This window comes from Halomonas sp. AOP12-B1-6 (assembly GCF_052379225.1).
Taxonomy (GTDB): domain Bacteria; phylum Pseudomonadota; class Gammaproteobacteria; order Pseudomonadales; family Halomonadaceae; genus Vreelandella; species Vreelandella casei.
Genome location: NZ_JBQSYK010000005.1, coordinates 79,881 through 97,304 on the forward strand (window position 1 = coordinate 79,881; position 17,424 = coordinate 97,304).

Annotated in this window: 16 protein-coding genes; 8 read left to right on the plus strand and 8 right to left on the minus strand. The window is 56.0% G+C overall.

The window, feature by feature from the left end:
• The first annotated feature begins 134 nt into the window (after positions 1–134).
• From zwf to ACT3TR_RS14640, 4 genes are all read left to right on the plus strand, one after another.
• Entirely contained in the window at positions 135–1,640 is a 1,506-nt protein-coding gene (zwf, locus tag ACT3TR_RS14625; RefSeq protein ID WP_096279387.1) for a glucose-6-phosphate dehydrogenase, read from the plus strand.
• 1 nt (position 1,641) lies between these two features.
• Complete coding sequence (gene pgl / locus ACT3TR_RS14630; RefSeq protein ID WP_096279389.1) at positions 1,642–2,307, plus strand: 6-phosphogluconolactonase; 666 nt, start codon at positions 1,642–1,644, stop codon at positions 2,305–2,307.
• 57 nt (positions 2,308–2,364) lie between these two features.
• Entirely contained in the window at positions 2,365–3,027 is a 663-nt protein-coding gene (locus ACT3TR_RS14635) for a bifunctional 4-hydroxy-2-oxoglutarate aldolase/2-dehydro-3-deoxy-phosphogluconate aldolase (RefSeq protein ID WP_096279391.1), read from the plus strand.
• Positions 3,028–3,269: 242 nt separating this feature from the next.
• The gene (locus tag ACT3TR_RS14640; protein WP_444625687.1) at positions 3,270–4,865 is read left to right on the plus strand and encodes a solute:sodium symporter family transporter; all 1,596 of its coding nucleotides are present in this window, start codon (positions 3,270–3,272) and stop codon (positions 4,863–4,865) included.
• Between the two features lie 83 nt (positions 4,866–4,948).
• Here the strand turns inward: ACT3TR_RS14640 and ACT3TR_RS14645 are convergent, their stop codons facing one another.
• The 8 genes from ACT3TR_RS14645 to edd form a co-directional block, all read right to left on the minus strand.
• Positions 4,949–5,833, minus strand: a complete 885-nt coding sequence (locus ACT3TR_RS14645) for an SMP-30/gluconolactonase/LRE family protein (protein WP_444625686.1) — start codon at positions 5,831–5,833, stop codon at positions 4,949–4,951.
• A 27-nt stretch (positions 5,834–5,860) separates the two neighbouring features.
• Positions 5,861–6,466 carry a 2-dehydro-3-deoxy-6-phosphogalactonate aldolase gene (locus tag ACT3TR_RS14650; RefSeq protein ID WP_444625685.1) on the minus strand — a complete coding sequence of 202 codons (606 nt, stop codon included), beginning with the start codon at positions 6,464–6,466 and terminating at the stop codon, positions 5,861–5,863.
• Positions 6,467–6,539: 73 nt separating this feature from the next.
• Entirely contained in the window at positions 6,540–7,514 is a 975-nt protein-coding gene (locus tag ACT3TR_RS14655) for a 2-dehydro-3-deoxygalactonokinase (RefSeq protein WP_444625684.1), read from the minus strand.
• A 16-nt stretch (positions 7,515–7,530) separates the two neighbouring features.
• Positions 7,531–8,679, minus strand: coding sequence for a galactonate dehydratase (dgoD, locus tag ACT3TR_RS14660; protein ID WP_096279399.1), 1,149 nt, complete (start codon positions 8,677–8,679; stop codon positions 7,531–7,533).
• Positions 8,680–8,700: 21 nt separating this feature from the next.
• Positions 8,701–9,420 (minus strand): FadR/GntR family transcriptional regulator, encoded by a 720-nt coding sequence (locus ACT3TR_RS14665; protein WP_096279401.1) that lies wholly within the window; start codon positions 9,418–9,420, stop codon positions 8,701–8,703.
• A 201-nt stretch (positions 9,421–9,621) separates the two neighbouring features.
• Positions 9,622–10,569, minus strand: a complete 948-nt coding sequence (locus ACT3TR_RS14670) for a carbohydrate kinase family protein (protein ID WP_444625683.1) — start codon at positions 10,567–10,569, stop codon at positions 9,622–9,624.
• A 22-nt stretch (positions 10,570–10,591) separates the two neighbouring features.
• Positions 10,592–11,557, minus strand: coding sequence for a glucokinase (gene glk, locus ACT3TR_RS14675; protein ID WP_096279405.1), 966 nt, complete (start codon positions 11,555–11,557; stop codon positions 10,592–10,594).
• Positions 11,557–13,446: a phosphogluconate dehydratase gene (gene edd / locus ACT3TR_RS14680; RefSeq protein ID WP_444625682.1), complete on the minus strand. Its 1,890-nt coding sequence runs from the start codon at positions 13,444–13,446 to the stop codon at positions 11,557–11,559. The genes glk and edd overlap by 1 nt, the downstream gene beginning before the upstream one ends.
• 281 nt (positions 13,447–13,727) lie before the next feature.
• Between edd and cobT the strand changes: the two genes are divergently transcribed.
• From cobT to ACT3TR_RS14700, 4 genes are read left to right on the plus strand one after another with little or no spacing between them, the layout of a single operon-like run.
• Positions 13,728–14,777, plus strand: coding sequence for a nicotinate-nucleotide--dimethylbenzimidazole phosphoribosyltransferase (gene cobT, locus ACT3TR_RS14685; RefSeq protein WP_444625681.1), 1,050 nt, complete (start codon positions 13,728–13,730; stop codon positions 14,775–14,777).
• Entirely contained in the window at positions 14,774–15,790 is a 1,017-nt protein-coding gene (gene cbiB / locus ACT3TR_RS14690; protein WP_444625680.1) for an adenosylcobinamide-phosphate synthase CbiB, read from the plus strand. The genes cobT and cbiB overlap by 4 nt, the downstream gene beginning before the upstream one ends.
• On the plus strand, positions 15,787–16,881 hold the full coding sequence (gene cobD, locus ACT3TR_RS14695) for a threonine-phosphate decarboxylase CobD (RefSeq protein ID WP_444625679.1): 1,095 nt from the start codon (positions 15,787–15,789) through the stop codon (positions 16,879–16,881). The genes cbiB and cobD overlap by 4 nt, the downstream gene beginning before the upstream one ends.
• Entirely contained in the window at positions 16,865–17,419 is a 555-nt protein-coding gene (locus ACT3TR_RS14700) for a bifunctional adenosylcobinamide kinase/adenosylcobinamide-phosphate guanylyltransferase (RefSeq protein WP_444625678.1), read from the plus strand. The genes cobD and ACT3TR_RS14700 overlap by 17 nt, the downstream gene beginning before the upstream one ends.
• Positions 17,420–17,424: the final 5 nt, after the last annotated feature.

A 17,424-nucleotide genomic window follows, 5' to 3' on the forward strand; every position in this document is an offset into this window, starting at 1 on the left:
TGGCAGGTGTTGATTGTCAGTCACTGTGTTTTTTGTAGTAAAATTACATGAATTATTGCGTACAATGCCTGCTTTACGGTAAATTTTAGGTAATCTAACTACAAGTAGCTGTTTAGATATTAATAGGAGCAACGATGAGCCAGTCTAGTGCTTCACAAAGTATTCCCCTCGGTGACCCCGATCACGCCATTGATCTGGCGCTGTTCGGGGCGCTGGGCGACCTTGCCATGCGCAAGCTGTTCCCTGCCTTATACCATCTAGACCGCGAAGGCTTGATGCCTGAAAGCACCCGCATTATGGGGCTGGCTCGCCAGGAGCACGATGTTGCTGAGTTTCGCGAGCTGGTTAACCTCGCGCTACAGAAGCGACTTAAAAAAGATGAGCAGGATGCAGAGAGCCTAAAGCGTTTTCTTAATCGCCTGGATTATCGGCAGCTGGATTTCACCAAGGTTGATGGTTTTGAAGCAATCCGTCAGTGGCGGGAGGGTTCGTCGCAGCCGATGGTGGTTTATCTTTCGGTAGCGGCGCGTATTTACGGCGATATCTGTCGCAATCTTCAGGCCAGTAACAGTGTGAGCGAAAACTCACGGATCATCGTTGAAAAGCCTATTGGATACGATCTGCAGTCGTCGATTGAGATTAACGACGCCATTGGCGACGTTTTTCCCGAGTCGCGGATTTACCGCATCGATCACTATTTAGGTAAAGAAACCGTACAGAATCTGATTGCACTTCGCTTTGCCAATCCTCTGTTTGGCACCCAGTGGAATCAGAATAATATCTCTCACGTCGAGATTACGGTGGCAGAAAAAGTCGGCATTGAGGGGCGCTGGGGCTACTTTGATGAGGCAGGGCAGCTGCGCGATATGGTGCAAAACCATTTGCTGCAGCTGCTGTGCTTAATCGCCATGGACCCGCCGTCCAATTTGGATGCCGATGCGATTCGGGATGAGAAGGTGAAGGTGCTGAAAGCGCTTAAACCCTTTGTTGGCGAAGCGCTTGGGCGTGACGTTGTGCGCGGCCAATATATCGCCGGTAACACCGACGGCAAGTCAGTGCCCGGATATTTGGAAGAAGAGGATGCCAATACACAAAGCCAGACAGAAACCTTTGTAGCCATGAAAACGGAAGTGGCTAATTGGCGTTGGGCTGGGGTGCCTTTCTATCTGCGTACGGGTAAGCGTATGCCGGAGAAACTCTCACAAATTGTCATTCACTTTCGCCAGCAGCCGCACTATATCTTTGATCCAGACCAGCGCGGTATCGCATCAAACAAGCTCATTATTCGTCTGCAGCCCGAAGAAGGCATCGCTCTGCAAGTGCTGACCAAAGACAGTGGCCTAGATAAGGGCATGCGCCTACGTCCCGGGCCTTTGCATCTTGATTTCAATAGCGCCTTTCCCAAATCGCGGATTCCTGACGCCTACGAGCGTCTACTATTAGAAGTCATGAAAGGGCAGCAATATCTGTTTGTGCGTCGCGATGAGATTGAACATTCGTGGCGTTGGTGTGATCAGCTCATCGACGGTTGGAAAAAACGTGAAACACCGCCTCGCCGCTACCCTGCGGGTTCGTGGGGGCCAGTCGCTTCTATTGCGATGATTACCCAAGACGGCCGCAGCTGGTACGAGGATTATTGATATGAGTCAAGCACGCCAACAGCTGGCTGAGCAGCTTGCAGAGGCCGTTTCTCAAGCCCTGCACGAAGACTTAACGCATCACGAGCGGGCCTTGCTGGTGGTGTCGGGTGGCTCCACGCCGTTGCCTTTTTTCACGGCACTGGCGGCGAAGCCACTGCCGTGGGCGCGCGTAGACATCACGCTTGCCGACGAGCGCTGGGTAGACGAACACAGCAGCGACAGCAACGCCAAGTTAGTGCGTGAGCACTTGTTGCAAGGCAACGCCGCGGCCGCCACTTTTTTACCGTTAACCTGTGATGCAGAGACCCCAGAGGAGGGCGTGGAGCATGTTGCTAAGCAGGCTGCTTTGCTTGCTTGGCCAGCTAGCGCGGTGATTTTAGGCATGGGCGGCGATGGCCATACGGCCTCGCTATTCCCCGACAGCCCTGAGCTTACGCTAGCGTTGGCTACAGGCGAGCCGCTGGTGGCGGTAAGAACGCCAAGCCAGTTACAGCCACGAATTACCTTTTCAGCGGATCGCTTACATCAAGCGCGCCGTCATTTTTTGCACATTACCGGTGAGGATAAGCGAGCCGTGCTGGCGAAGGCATTAAATGGCGATGATGTTCGCCAACTGCCTATCCGGGCCTTTTTATCTTGCCCACTAGCGATTTACTGGGCGCCTTAACGCTTCGCGCTTAGCCACCTATCGGCCGGGCAATAATAGATTTTTGGAGACTCGCACATGACCATTGAAAAACAATTACCGTCTACCCGCACCGCTGAGCTTGATAGCATCTGCCTAAAAGCCGAAGTTATTCCGGTGATTACCGTTGAGCGCTTGGAAGATGCCGTGCCGCTTGGACGTGCTTTGGTCGAAGGCGGTTTGACCGTACTTGAAGTCACTTTACGTACCGACTGCGCGCTAGAAGCGGTTAAACGCATGCGCGAAGCATTGCCTGGCGCCAGCATTGGCGTTGGCACGGTGCTAACACCGGCGCAGTATCGCCAAGCCGAGCAGGTGGGGGCTGACTTTATCGTGACGCCGGGCGCGACAGAAGCGCTGTATCGTTATGGCATTGAAAGCGCAGTGCCAATGTTGCCGGGTGTGTCGACAGTGTCTGAACTAATGACCGGCTGGCAGTACGGCTATCGCCGGTTTAAATTCTTCCCGGCAGAATCTAGCGGTGGAGCGAAAGCGATCAAAGCGTTTGGCGCCCCTATTCCCGAAGCACGTTTTTGTCCCACCGGTGGTATCACGGTAGATAACGCCGATGACTACCTGTCGCTGCCCAACGTAATGTGTGTCGGTGGCTCCTGGCTAACGCCGAAAGCCATGGTAGAGGCGGAAGACTGGGATGGTATTCGTGAGCTGGCCCGTCAAGCGGCCGAGCGTTTTCACCACTAATCAGGCTGCCTCGGCGGGTAGCCGCTAGCGAAGCAACACGCGCCCTAACTGTTTTAAATAACTGTTAGGGTTTTTTTATGGCTTCGTGACGCCTGTTGATCGCTTTGACGCGGATTTAAGACCAAAGACTTATTACTAAGTTATATTTAGCTCGTCTAAAATGATAGCCGATATGTCTGACATTTTGAGTGCGCATCGATTGTGACGTGCGCATCACTGATAACGATGATGAGGTGAGCCCTATGCACGCGTTGACCCTGGCGTCTTTTCTGTTCTTTACAGGATTTGTCGCCTTTATCACTTGGCGAATCACCCGCCGAGATGACCACTCGAGTACCAACGGCTACTTTCTAGCGGGGCGTACCCTAACGTTTCCACTGATCGCCGGTTCATTGCTGATGACCAACCTCTCTACCGAGCAAATGGTAGGGCTCAACGGTGCGGCCTTCACCGATGGCTTGAGCGTCATGGCTTGGGAAGTCGTGGCGGTTATCGCGCTGGTGGCATTAGCACTGTTTTTCCTGCCACGCTTTTTGAAAAGCGGTATAGCAACGCTGCCGCAGCTGCTTGAAATTCGTTTTGATAAAGATACACAGCTGATTACCAACATTATTTTCCTGCTTGCTTATGCTGTTATTCTACTGCCAATCATCCTTTATTCGGGGGCGATAGGGCTGCAGGGCATGCTTGATCTGCAGGGGTTAACCGGCATTGAGTCTTCCACGACGCTGCTTTGGTTAACGGTCTGGATCGTCGGCATCATCGGGGCCGTGTATGCACTGTTTGGCGGGCTGCGCACAGTCGCAGTCTCTGACACTCTTAACGGGGTCGGTCTATTAATTGGTGGTTTTGTCATCGTCTATTACGGTCTGCAGGCCGTGAGCGGTGGCACAGGCATTATGGAAGGCTGGAGCATTCTTAAAGAGAGTGACCCTGACAAGCTTAATTCGATTGGCGGCGGTGATCAGCAGGTGCCGTTCTTCACGCTGTTTACCGGCGTATTCCTGATTAACTTGTTCTATTGGAGCACCAACCAGCAGATTATTCAGCGTACCTTTGCCGCGAAAAACCTGGCTGAAGGCCAGAAAGGCGTTTTGCTCACCGGCTTATTCAAGCTTCTAGGTCCGCTTTATCTGGTACTTCCAGGGATTATTGCTTATCACCTTTATGCCGATCAGGGCGTGCGTGCTGATGAAGCCTATGGGCACTTGGTGTTTAACGTATTGCCGCCTTACTTAACAGGTTTTTTCGCCGCGGTAATGGTAGGGGCGATTTTGTCATCGTTTAACTCGGCACTTAACAGCACGACGACTATTTTCAGCTTAGGCATCTATAAAGGTGTGTTTAATAAAGAGGCCACTGAAGCGCAGGTCGTGAAATCGGGCAAGGTGTTTGGTTGGATCATGGCGGTTCTTACCATGATCATTGCACCGCTGCTGGCAGGTCAAGAGAGTCTGTTTGGCTATCTGCAGAAGATGAATGCGATCTATTTCATTCCCATTCTGGCCGTCGTGCTGGTGGGGCTACTGACGAAACGCGTTCCTCCCATGGCGGCTAAAATCGCGCTGGTGGGTGGTTGCTTGCTGATTGCCGCCGGCTACTTTGTACCGCCCTTTAACTTGCTGCCACAGGTCATGAACGAGTTCCACTTTGTGGCGCTGGTGTTTGTGCTGTTGGTGGTGACGATGCTAATTATCGGTAAGCTGCGCCCCCGTGAGACTGACTGGGTACAGGAGCATACCGGTGATGTTGACCTAACACCGTGGAAAGGCGCGGTACCCGCTGGTATCGTTTTGGTGGTGTTAGTGATCGTGATGTATATAAGCTTTGCGGGCTAATAGTGGTATCGAGTAACTAGAAAACCAGATATTTCAGCCGCAAGATCAAGGCCCCGCTAGCATATGCTGGCGGGGCCTTCGCGTTATATCAGGCGTAGCGGCAGCTCAGCCAAACCGGCAATGCCGGTGTCTACCGCGTAAAGTGAACCAGCGGTCGGTTCCTGGGCAAGCTGTGCGGCACTAAAGCCTTCCTGGGCCGTGGTGATGTATAGCGTTGTCAGGTTAGGACCTGCAAACGCGGGGCAGGAGGGCTGGCTGACGGGAAGCTCAACGCGAGCAATGATCTGACCCTCATGATCAAGGCGAACCACCTGGCCTGCCCCCCAAAGCGCGAGCCACAGGCAGCCTTCGCTGTCCATTACGGCGCCGTCTGGGTTGCCCAGTACAGATGAGAAATCAGCCCAGGGCACTGGCTCACCCGTTGGCCATCCATCGCGATCTAGCGCCCAGCGCATCACTACGCCGGCAGCGGTGTCGGTAAACCAGGCGAACTCGCCGTTTTCAGAGAAGCAAATGGCGTTGGGAACTGTCAGGTTCGGGCGTAAAAGTGTGAGCTGGCCGCGATGCAGGCGATAAAGACTGCCTGCGCCTTTTTCGGCAGCCTTACCCATGCTGGAAAGCCACAGGCTGCCATGTCGATCAACCCGGGCATCGTTGCTGCGGGTAAGTGGGTTATCGGCTTCGAAGTCACAAAATGTTTCTACGCTGCCGCTGCTAGGGTCGAAGCGGCTTAAGCGATTTTCACCCACTAACAGCAGTCCGCCTTCTTCAAGGGGAGTGGCTAGCGATACCCTATGATCAAGCGGATAATAGCCGCTTTCCCCGCTGCTAGGGGATAGCCAGTGCAGCTGTTTTCCAAGAATATCGCACCAATAAAGGCGCTTATTTTTAGCGTCCCACTGCGGACCTTCACCTAATGTGCAGCGGCAATCAACCGCTAACTCTGCCTGCCACGTTGCAACATGCATGCCTGCGCCCATTGTTGTTAGCTCCCCTTATTGTTCTCCTGCCAACCACGCATCGACAAGGGCTTGCGCCTGTTGCCCCACCTGGGAAGCGCTTTGGCCAGGCTTGTATAGCGCGCTGCCCAGGCCTGCACCGTCAACGCCAGCGGCGCGCCATTGGGCAAAATTATCGATGCCTACTCCGCCCACCGCATATAGCAGAGTGCCTACCGGTAGCACGGCGCGAACGGCTTTCATGCCCTCTAAACCTACCTGAACGGCGGGGAATAGCTTAAGCCCCGTGGCGCCTGCTTCTAACGCATCGAAGGCTTCGGAGGGCGTGACAATGCCCGGCCAGCTTGCCATGCCAAGCCGATGGGTTTCTTCGATGACCGCTGGCTGGCAGTTAGGCGATACAATCAAGCGCCCCCCAGCGGCGTGGACGTCGCGCACTTGTGCCGGCGTCAGCACCGTGCCTGCGCCAATCACCGCGCGATCGCCAAATGCATCGACCAATCGGCGGATGCTTTCCAGCGGGCTGGGGGAGTTGAGCGGCACTTCGATTTGCGTAATGCCCGCCGCCAGCACCGCTGCCGCGATATCAACGACTTCATCGGGCGCTACACCGCGTAAAATACCAATCAGAGGCAGCGTCATAGCCAATCTCTCCTTACGTTAATTGTTGCAACCTTAAGTATGCCGATAGTGGTCCAAGCGATTCGCGCGTGCATCAAGTCTTCAGCGCTTGATGCGCAAGGCGTAAACCTGCGAGTACGGCCGTATCGCCATCCACATACTGTGTTTGATAGCCGATAGCATTCAGGGCCAGCGTATAGCGCTGACAAAGCACCTGATTGCCAATCAGAGTAATGGGCTCAGACGCCGGACATGCGTGACAAGCGCCTGAAAGCTCCAGTCCGATAGTCAGTCCTGAAAGCCTTGCTGCGAGTATTGCTGAGCGCGCCTTGCCTAGTGGTAAGGTGCCGTCGAGTAAGTCTTGCGCGCGTAGGCCAAAAAGGCGGCTGCTAAAGGTGGCTGGCGCTTTATGGATCTCGCTGACTGCCGCTATAAACGCGTCGCGGCAAGCCGAATCGTTTAAATCGTCGCTACCAATAGAGTGCTGTAGAACCGATTGGCGTGCCAGCAGCTGATATGTTTCGCCGGTTAAATAGGTAGTAAATTGCGTGACGGCACCGGATGCCAGCATCGCCCATTTGGCGTGAGTACCGGGCAGGCATGCAAGGCCCGAAAAGCTGGCGTTATCGGCCACCAGGCCCGCCAGTTGGGTTTCTTCGCCGCGCATGACATCAAAATGAGCGGATGCGCTGCGGGTTTGACTCAAGCCAGGCAGCAGATGCACGCGCAGCCGGTCGTTAGACAGCGTAGGGATCACAGCGCCCTGGCTAAGCTGATCAAGGCGCGTGGGCACCGGCAAATAAGCGGCTTCCCGCCACCCTTGTCGAGCCCCGGCCATACCGCACACCATTACGTTGATCTGGCCGCTGTCGGGCAGCCAGTCAGCTACCAGTCGGTGCAGCTCTGCTTCGTACTCATCGGCCTTTAACGACAGCATGCCTTTTTCACTACTGGCATGGGCAATCACGTGGTCGTGCTTATCCAGCCCCCAGGCGCGCAGGTTACTGGAGCCCCAGTCCACGGCAATCCAAGCTAACTGAGGCGCTATTTCTGCAGCGGTTGTTTTCATTTAATTAACCTCATGCTCACCACTCTGCAATAGAGCCGTCTTCGTGCGTCCACACCGGGTTGCGCCAGCGATGGCCAACCTTGGAGCGCTCCTCAACGAACTCTTCGTTGATTTCCACGCCAAGCCCTGGACCTTGGGGAATCGCGCAGAAACCGTCTTCAATGGCGAGAGCTGATTTATCAACCAGGTAGTCGAGTACATCGTTGCCCTGGTTGTAATGAATGCCCATGCTTTGTTCTTGAATAAAAGCGTTGTGGCTCACCGCGTCCAGCTGGAGCGAGGCGGCTAATGTCAGCGGGCCAAGCGGGCAGTGCGGCGCTAGCGCCACATCGTAGGCGGATGCCAGGGCGGCAATTTTAAGACCTTCGCTGATGCCACCACAGTGCGAGATATCGGGCTGAATGATATCAATCATGCCATCAGCGAGCAGGTCGCGAAACTGAAAACGGGTGTGCAGGCGCTCACCCGTCGCCAGCGGATAACCCAAGCCCCCTGCAATATCTTTCAAGCAGGGCAGGTGTTCCGGCGCAACCGGTTCTTCCACAAACATCGGGTGGAAGGGCTCTAATTCGCGTAGCAGCGCTTTGGCCATTGGCCGATGTACGCGGCCGTGAAAGTCGATACCAATGCCGACATCAGGGCCCACGGCATTGCGGGCTTCTGCGACCCGGGCCACTGCTTCGTCGACCTTGCGGTGCGAGTCAACAATCTGCATCTCTGGTGTGCCGTTCATTTTGAACGCGGTAAAGCCTTTTTCGACCAGCGCTTTAGCACCCGCGCCTACATCGCTTGGGCGATCGCCACCGGTCCAGGCGTACATGCGCATCTTGTCGCGCACGGCACCGCCGAGTAGCTGGTGAACCGGCACACCCAGATCGCGACCTTTAAGATCCCATAGTGCCTGATCGATCCCCGCGATCGCGCTCATTAAAATCGGGCCGCCGCGATAAAAACCAGCGCGATACATCATGTTCCAGAGATGTTCGATGCGGTGCGGGTCTTGGCCAATCAGATAGTCAGAAAGCTCATGCACGGCGGCTTCAACCGTGGCGGCGCGACCTTCTACGACGGGTTCGCCCCACCCGTAGCAGCCTTCGTCAGTCTCGATTTTCAGAAATAACCAGCGCGGCGGAACCTGCCAGGTCTTGAGACGGGTGATTTTCATATTCAATCTTCCTCTTAATGATTAACTGACGATGCCAAGATCGATAGCCGTACGGCGAAGGACTTCGTGCGCTGCGGACTCTGCGGCGCTGATGTCTCGGTTGCGTATCGCTTCAAGCACCTGGCGATGGCGTGAAAGGCTGTCGTCTAAGGTGCCAGTGCGGTCTTGCGATCCCCAAACAAGGGCCATGATAGAAGGTCGCAGCAGATGCCCCATTTGCCGCCAGACGAGATTGTGAGTAGCCCGGTAGGTCGCATCGTGAAAAGCGACGTCGTACTCGGCGTGTTCGCCACGTAGATCAGTGCTGGCAGCGGTTTTTTCCATGCCGGCAAAGGCGGTTTCTAGGCGCTCAAGATCTTCAGGTAGGGCTGCCTGAGCCGCTAGCCCAGCCACCATGGGTTCGGCTGAGTAGCGAAAGGCATAGATGGCACGTACTAACTGGGGGTCAATATTGACCAGGCCTGTCATCCACTTGCTCATTAGCGGGTCGAGCAGGTGCCAGTCACCCATCTCGCGAACCAGCGTGCCACGGCCTGCCGTGCGCTCTAATAGCCCCGCCGAGGTGAGAGTGGCTAGCGCGTTGCGAACCTGGTTACGGCTAACCGCAAAGTGTCTAGCGATATCCAGTTCGCGCGGAAAGGCGTCGCCCGGCTGCCAACGGCCTGCTAGCAATGCCTGCGCCAGTAGGCGTGCTAAATGTTCGGCACCACCTGTGTGGGGCGGCAGGGTGTCCAGCGTCATGGCGCGTCTCGTTAATAACCGTATTTAGCTCAGTTTATTAAATGTCTGACATTTCTACAACCAAACGGTTTTAGACATAAGTCCTAGTTGATTGGGCGCTAAGCACCACGGGGAAGAGCGCGTAAGAGCATGGGTGTTAGCAACAGCAAAACGGCGCGCCTGATGCAGGTGCGCCGATAGGTTAATGCCTGGATAGGGATGCTAGATAATATCCGCCCGGGTGGGTAGCGCTGCATAGGAGCCAGGCCGGGTCACGGCAAAGGCACCGCAGCGGCAGGCGGTAGCGACTGCTTGGGTTAGAAAGTTGCTATCGCGCTGCCAGTTTTCGTTAATGCCGTGAGCCGAGAGTTCGGCGAGCAGACCACCGATAAAGGCGTCGCCCCCGGCGGTAGTGTCAATGGCGACAACGTTGGGTGGCGCAATGCGCTGATCAATATCGATGCCCTTGAGTACGACGTCGTTGGGACCATCGGTGATCAAAACAATTTTCACTCCCGCCGCTAGCCGTTGGGCTAGCCACGCTTCAGCGTCATGATCGGCACGCAGGTAGTCAAGCTCTTCCTGGGAGAGCTTGAGTAGCTCGGCGCTGTCGAGCAGCTGTGTGACAAGGCTGATATCCGCCGACCCCTCAGGCCACAGGTTGTGGCGTAAGTTGGCGTCTACGCTGACCAAACAGCCTGCCCGCTTAGCCATGGTGGCTATCGCAAGGGTGACGGCGGCGATGTCGGGGTCGGTAAGGCTGTTACTGCAGAGATGCAAAATGGCGGGGTTCTCGAAAATGCCCGCGGGTAGGTGCTCAAGGCGGTAAAGCAAGTCCGCGGCGGGCGGGCGGTAAAAATCAAACGTGCGCTCGCCAGCCTCATCACGGGAAACAAAAGCCAGCGCCGTGCGTGCTTGCTTTGTGAATACTACGCCGCCCGTGTCTACGCCGTGGCTATTAAGCTCTCTCACCAGAAAATGGCCAAACGTATCATCGCCCAGCATGCCTAAAAACTGGCTGGGCACACCTAAACGTGCGCAGGCGACGGCGACATTAGCGGGGGCACCACCGGCATAGGGTGTGAAGGTTTCCTGGGAAGCCGTTGAAACCCCTAAGCGATTGGAGAGCATGTCAACGAGCGCTTCTCCAAATGCGATGACTGGCGTCATAAGCTGCCTCTTATTGAATTTGTTAGAAAACTTCTTCGTTATATAGCGCTTCTGCGGCGCCCAGCAGACCTGTCCAGGGGGCGGTAACCACCCATATGGGGATATCCGCATTATAAGCACCTATGCGGCCTTTGTTCGCAAAGGCTGTACGTAGCTCGCTTTTCGGCAGCCATTCCAGCAGCCGTGGAAGAATGCCGCCACACAGATAAACCCCGCCGCGCGCGCCCATGGTTAACGCGGCATCGCCACTAACATCGCCTAAAATCTTAAGAAAACGCAGCAGGGCAGCGGTGGAAAGGCTATCACCTTCATTGGCAGCTGCTGTGACGTCGGCAGGGGTCGTCAGGCGCGGCTCGACACCTTCAATAACGCAGTAGGCTTGATAAAGCTCTAATAAGCCCTGACCGCAAAGTAGGCGCTCAACGCTAATACGCGAACGGCGTTGCTTAAAAATATCTAAAATCGCGCGTTCTGTATCGTCAGTGGGGGCGAAGGTAATGTGACCGCCCTCTGTTGGCAGAGGAATCCAGGCATGTTGACCGGGAAACACGCCAGCAACGCCTAACCCTGTGCCTGGCCCGATGACTAAGCGGGTTGAATGCGCCTGGGGGTTCCCAGGCTGGATCTCTACCAAATCACCTGCCGCCACGTGGGGCACGCCCAGCGCCTGAGCAGTGAAGTCGTTAATGACTTTAAATAGCGATAAGTTCAGCGCTTGCTGAACGTCACCTTTCATAAAGTCCCAGTGGTTGTTCGTCATTTTGACCCGCTCAGCGTGAACCGGGCAGGCGAAGGCTAAGCATGCTTCTTGAGGTGCGCCTGCAGCGCTAACGCCTACGCGATTCAGGTAGTCTTGAATAGCGTCTACTACGCCGGGGTAATCGGCGCAGGGCAGGTTTAAAATATCGCGTGGGGCCATTTCACCCGGCGGCACCAGCGCAAAGCGTGCGTTGGTGCCGCCGATGTCGCCGATTAATGCCGGTCGCATCAAGCATCCTCTTGTGAAATGTGCTCCTGCTGGCGAGCGAGATCATCGGCTTCAAACCCACCAAATACCCCGGCGCCTTCTTCGCCGCGCATGGCCAAATGGCGGAAGCCGCCAAACAACTCACGACCCATGCCTACGTGGTAATGATCTAAATTGGCGACCACCTGCTCACGTTTCGCCCAGATAGCGGGATCAACCTTTGCTTCTAACGTGCCTGCATTCGCATCTAAGCGCACGATGTCGCCATCGCGCAGCTTGGCCAGCGGGCCGCCATCCAAGGCTTCAGGGCTAATGTGAATAGCGGCAGGTACTTTGCCCGATGCGCCTGACATTCGTCCGTCGGTCACCAACGCTACTTTGTGGCCGCGGTCTTGCAGCACGCCTAAGAACGGCGTCAGTTTATGAAGCTCTGGCATGCCGTTGGCTTTGGGGCCTTGGAAACGTACTACGGCAATAACGTCACGATCCAGTTCGCCTGACTCAAATGCACCTTTCAAATCGTTTTGGTCTTCAAATATTTTGACCGGTGCTTCTACAATGCGATGCTCTTCTGCCACCGCCGACACTTTGATCACTCCGCGGCCCAGGTTGCCTTTCATTACCGTTAGGCCACCAGTGGGTGCGAAAGGCGTTGCGACAGGGCGAAGAACGTCTTCGTCAAGGCTCTTCTCAGGGCCTTCGCGCCAGACAATTTTGCCGTTCTCAATGAAAGGCTCTTGGGTGTAGGCGGTTAAATCGGTGCCGAAGACAGTAGGGATATCGCCATGAATAAGGCCTGCCGCTAACAGTTCGCGGAACAGGTAGCTCATGCCGCCCGCGGCCTGGAAGTGGTTGATATCCGCTTGGCCGTTGGGATAAACCTGCATCAGGCTGGGCGTCACTGCGGAAAGCGCCGTGAAGTCGTCCCAGTTAAGGGTGATTCCAGCAGCAGCGGCCATCGCGATCAGGTGCAGCGTATGGTTGGTCGAGCCGCCCGAGACCAGCAATCCCACCAGGGCGTTAACGATAGCGCGTTCATCAATCTGTTTATAGAACGGACGATAGTTGCCGCCGGGCTCAGTATTGCGAATGGCTTGCTCGGTGGCGTAGCGGGTCAATGCTTCGCGCATGTCGCTGCCAGGATTAACGAACGACGTGCCCGGCAGGTGTAGCCCCATCATTTCCATCATTAGCTGATTGGAGTTTGCGGTGCCGTAAAAGGTGCAGGTGCCGGGGCTATGGTAAGAGTCGGACTCGGCTTCAAGCAGCTCCGCTCGGCCCACTTTACCTTCTGCGTAAAGCTGGCGGATACGCGCCTTCTCTTTGTTGGGCAAGCCGCTGGGCATTGGGCCTGCGGGCACAAACATGGCCGGCAGATGCCCAAAGCGCGCCGCGCTAATAAATAATCCAGGGACAATTTTGTCGCACACGCCTAAATAAAGAGCGGCATCAAACATATTGTGTGACAGGCCAATGGCTGCAGACATCGCAATCACGTCGCGGGAGAACAGCGACAGCTCCATACCTGGCTGGCCCTGGGTAACGCCGTCACACATCGCCGGCACGCCGCCGGCAAATTGAGCGGTCGAGCCCATGTCACGCGCGGCGGCTTTAATAGTTTCAGGAAAAGTTTCAAACGGCTGGTGCGCTGAGAGCATGTCGTTGTAAGACGAAATAATGCCCAGGTTCGCGCTGTTCATCATCTTAAGCTCGCCCTTATCACGCGGGTTGCAGGCGGCGAAACCGTGAGCCAGATTACCGCAGCTAAGCTCGCCTCGATGCACACCACGCTTGTGCTGGTCAGCCATGCGCTGCTCATAGAGAGCACGACGTTCGGCAGAACGCTCACGAATGCGCTGGGTGACTTCGGCAACAATGGGGTTTAATGGGGCAGGTGTTGAACTCGGCATAGTGACCTCTGCATGATAGAGACGGTGTGTGAGACTTGTAGTTATTTTACATTCTTTGGTGTCGATATAAGAGACTTTACGGCAATAAAAACACTGTTTGTAGTTTTATTACCTCAAATTAGGCCGGAGTACATCGCCAACAATGGCCTCCATGACGCCATAAAATCCAGACGGAGTGTGAGCGCCGCCCGTGAAATAGCAAGTATAGCACTCGGGCTTTTGCTACCCTTTTATACCTCGCATTTGATTATTGAATGAGCCATCCCTGAGCTGGAGCCAGCATGCATGCCACTGTTAACCGCATTCAGCCCGTTAATTTCTTAGCGGGTGAGGAAACGCGTCGCTATTTAGATACGCTGACTAAGCCTGCCGGCAGCCTGGGTGCGCTGGAAGCGCTGGCGATTCAGCTTAGCGCCATGACGGGCGAGCTAAGGCCCAGCGTTGCAGCACCAGCAGTGATTGTCTTTGCGGCAGACCACGGCGTCGCCGCGGAAGGCGTCTCGGCTTTTCCTCAAGCGGTAACCGCGCAGATGGTAGCCAACTTTGTACACGGCGGCGCGGCGATTAATGTCTTCGCCCGGCAGATTGGCGCCCGTGTTGAGATAGTCGATGTTGGTGTGGCAAGCCATCTAACGGAACCCAGCGTGGTCAATGCCAAGGTACGCCATGGCACCGGGAATATGCTGGTGGAAGACGCGATGCAAGCGTATGAGGCCTTGGCCGCGATTGATGCGGGCATTGCGGCCGTTGAGCGAGCCCAAAACGCCGGCACCCATTGCCTGATTATTGGCGAAATGGGCATTGCGAATACCACCGCCAGTAGCGCGATGTTAGCGGCCTTGACCGGCGGGTCAGTAGCAGACCTAGTAGGCGCGGGTACGGGGATTAACAGCGTCCAGCAAGCGCATAAAATCGCAGTGATTGAGCGTGCCATTGCCGCACGGCGCGCTGACCCTAAGGCACCTTTTGACGTGTTGGCTAAACTGGGTGGGCTGGAAATTGCCGCCATGACGGGGGCTTACTTGGCGGCGGCTGCCCAGCGGCTACCGGCGATTGTCGATGGCTTTATTGCCACCGTTGCCGCGCTGACCGCTTGCCGACTTTGCCCCGCAGTGCGTGGCTATCTCATTTTTGGTCATCGTTCCCAAGAGCCGGGGCACGATATTGCGTTAGCGGCCTTAGCAGCAAAGCCCTTGCTTGATATGAACATGCGGCTAGGCGAAGGCAGCGGTGCGGCGCTGGCGTATCCGCTACTACAGGCGGCAACTGCCATGATGCGCGAAATGGCCACGTTTGATGCGGCGGGCGTTAGTGACAAGGCGAAGCCATGATCGCTGGCGCCACGCTCGGTGGGGCAGGTTTGATCATGCTGGCCATTATGATTGATTTAATCATCGGCGATCCGCGCTCGTGGCCGCATCCGGTGGTGTTGATCGGGCGCTTCATTAGCGTATTTGAGCGGCGCTGGAACCGTGGCTCTGCTGCTGCGCGAAGATTTAGCGGATTGCTACTAACGGTCAGCGTGGTGGGCGGCGTATTGGGTGTCAGCTGGCTGTTGCTTTGGGCATTAGCACAGCTGCACCCAGGCTTGGCGCTTATCGCTGAGCTTTGGCTGCTTTCCACCACGCTCGCTATTAAGGGCTTGGGTGATGCGGCGCGCGCCGTTGTCGTGCCGTTGACTAACGGTGATTTACCCGCAGCGCGTCAAGCGCTGAGTATGATTGTGGGGCGCGATACCCACCCGCTAAATGAAGCCGATATTACTCGCGCCACGGTGGAAACCGTGGCAGAAAATACCGTAGACGGCATTGTTGCACCGTTATTTTTTGCTTTCATTGGCGGCGCACCGTTAGCGCTGGCTTACAAGGCGGTGAACACCCTGGATTCGATGGTCGGCTATCGAAACCAGCGCTACAGCGATTTTGGATTTTTTTCTGCCAAACTAGACGATATCGCCAACTGGCTACCGGCGCGCTTAACGGCGCTGTGCCTGTGGCTTGCAGGCCTGCTATTAAGCACTGCAGGTGTGTTATCTGTGCGCTGGAAAGGTGCGCTGCGCAGTACCTGCCACGATGCGCCGCGCCACCTAAGCCCAAACGCTGGCTGGCCGGAGGCAATGGTTGCCCACTTGCTGGGTGTGCAGTTGGGCGGCACGAGCTTCTACCAAGGCCTAGCATCGCACCGCGCGACGCTAGGCGAACCCATTAACGTGCTGCGGGTTGCACACATCAGCGCCACGGTGCGTTTAATGCACGGTGCGTGGCTGTTGTTTACGCTACTCTTTGTTCTTCTAATGATAGTACCGATAGCGATGAAGATGGCTATCTTCTCGGGGGTAATATGAATGAGCTTGAATGGCCCAGCCACGGCGGCCAAGCCGAGGCACTGTTAGCACATTTCAATTTGCCCGCAGATCATCGCCTGGAAGATTTTAGTGCCAACCTTAACCCCATGGGCCCGCCCGCGTGGGTTCGCGATTGGTTGATGGAGCAACTGGCCGGTGTTGAATGCTACCCAGCACCCGATTACCACGCTGCCCGTCAGGCGATTGCCACACATCATCAGCTTCAGCCCGAACAAGTGCTGCTGACCAACGGCGGAGCCGAGGCAATTTTCCTCGCTGCCGCGCTGCATGCCGGTCAGCGAGCCGCTATCATTACGCCCACCTTTGGCGAGTATGACCGCGCTTGTCGCGCTCACCGGCTTTCTGTCACGGTGTTACCACTGACCGCGCCGAACTTTACGCTGGCGTGTGATCCGCTTCTAGAAGCGCTAGCCGACCACGATGTGCTGTTCCTTTGTCGACCTAATAATCCGACAGCAACGCTTATAGATACCCCGGCCATGCTGAGTTTGTTGGAGCGCACCGCGGCGCTTGGTTGTCGCGTGGTGGTTGATGAAGCGTTTATCGATATGGTTGATGACACCCAGCAAACGGCCTCGCTGGCACCTTTGTTAGCGCGCTTTCCGCATCTGATATTGCTGCACTCAATGACCAAGTTTTATACCTTGCCAGGACTTCGTATGGGCTATCTGCTGGCGGATGAAGCCACCATTAGCGCGGCAGGGGCTCATCAGCCACCCTGGAGTGTTAATCATTTGGCAGCCGAGCTGGTGGCGCCGCTGCTCGCAGACGATGCCTTTGCACGACGCACTCAGCGATGGCTTGCCAGTGAGCATCCGCGCATGGCTCAAGCGCTGGCTCAACTAGGATTGGACGTCGCGCCCAGCCATGCCTGCTTCTTTTTAATTAGGCCCGGCGCCCAGCATGACATTACCTGTGATGCACTGTTTGAACAGCTGCTGCGCCGGGGTGTGCTGGTACGCCACACGCATAACTTTGCCGGGCTAGACGGTGGCTGGCTGCGCGTGGCGCTGCGCGATGCGCCTGCCAATCAACGGCTGATGAAGGTTTTGCATGATTGTCTTTGTTAGCGGCGGGGCGCGCTCAGGTAAAAGCGCCATTGCTGAGCAGCAAGTGCTAAAGGCGGCCGCTGGCACCCTTTGCTATTACCTGGCCACCGCCAGCGTGTATGACGAGGAGATGGCCGAGCGGGTGGCCCGCCATCGGGAGTCCAGACGCGCGCTGTCACAATCCGTGCAGTGGCAAACCATCGAAGCGCCGCTCGGTATCGATCAAGCGATTGCCGCGCTGCCCGCTAACAGTGTCGTGCTGCTTGACTGCTTAACGCTATGGGCCAGCCAAGTGCTGTACGCCAGTGAGCTGAGTGACGAGGAGGGCTTGACGCTGTTGGGCAATAGTCTTTGTGATGCCCGCGCACGCAGCCTGCATTTAGTGATTGTCTCTAACGATATCAATGAATCGCTGCCGCCCACCGATGCCGAGACCTGGCGCTACCTCGCGTTTCTACAGCGCGCTCACCGCTGGGTGGCGGCAGAGTCGGACTCAGTGATTGAGGTGGTGGCAGGCTGCGCGATGGAGTGGAAACCAACCCGCGGATGCTATTTATGAACGGG